Source organism: Seonamhaeicola marinus, from assembly GCF_008085455.1.
Genome location: NZ_VSDQ01000429.1, coordinates 1 through 820, shown reverse-complemented (window position 1 = coordinate 820; position 820 = coordinate 1). Strand labels below are relative to the sequence as shown.

Genomic DNA, 820 nt, shown 5'->3' with positions numbered 1-820 from the left:
TGATAAAAAAGATTTGGTTATGTATATATATGCAGGAAAGCCAAGTGACAATTACAAGCAATATGGTACAGAAGCAAAAATTCAATTAAATGATAAATTTGCTGATGTTAATGAAATAGCAGCATTTATAGCAGCTGAAAGAGCTTCTAAAAGAGAAGAATTAATTCCTTTTTTAACTACAGCTTTAAAAGTTGATAGTGATGCAAACATGGGGTTAATAGGTGATATTAAGCAAGAGTTACGCAAAGTAAATGCACTTAAAATTAACTATACTACCAAAAAAGGTAGTGTGTTAGGTAACAACTAGTTTACACTCTTAATTTTATAAAAAAAGGCGTTTTGAAATTCAAAACGCCTTTTTAAATTTATAGCGTTTTATTATAATAACTTAACTGATGAAGTTTTTTATAGCCATCATTTTTATTTTAGGATTCTCATCGCAAAATGTTGCTCAAAATATTAAAGAGCAAAAGCAAGTTGTGGACTCGTTGTATAAAGAAGATCAATTTTATGCTGGTGTAACTTATAATTTGCTTGCTAACAAGCCTAAAAATATGAATCAAAACGGCTTTTCTCTTGGGTTTCATATAGGCTATATTAAAGATATACCAATAAATAAACGCCGAAATATAGCATTGGCATTAGGCTTGGGGTACTCCTCTAATTCATACAACCAGAATTTGTTAATTAGTGAACAAAGCAGTACCACTAACTATTCAATTTTAAATGATAACTCATTTTCTAAAAACAAGTTTTCAAATCATTTAATTGAAATACCTTTTGAATTTAGGTGGCGAACATCAACACCCACAGATTATAA

General features: G+C 29.3%; 2 protein-coding genes. Both read left to right on the top strand.

The genetic code is table 11. The features are described from left to right. A partial coding sequence (locus FUA24_RS07535) for an ExbD/TolR family protein (protein ID WP_187388208.1) occupies positions 1-307 on the top strand: 307 nt, incomplete at its 5' end. 88 nt (positions 308-395) lie between these two features. After that, a partial coding sequence (locus tag FUA24_RS07530) for an outer membrane beta-barrel protein (RefSeq protein ID WP_148541141.1) occupies positions 396-820 on the top strand: 425 nt, incomplete at its 3' end.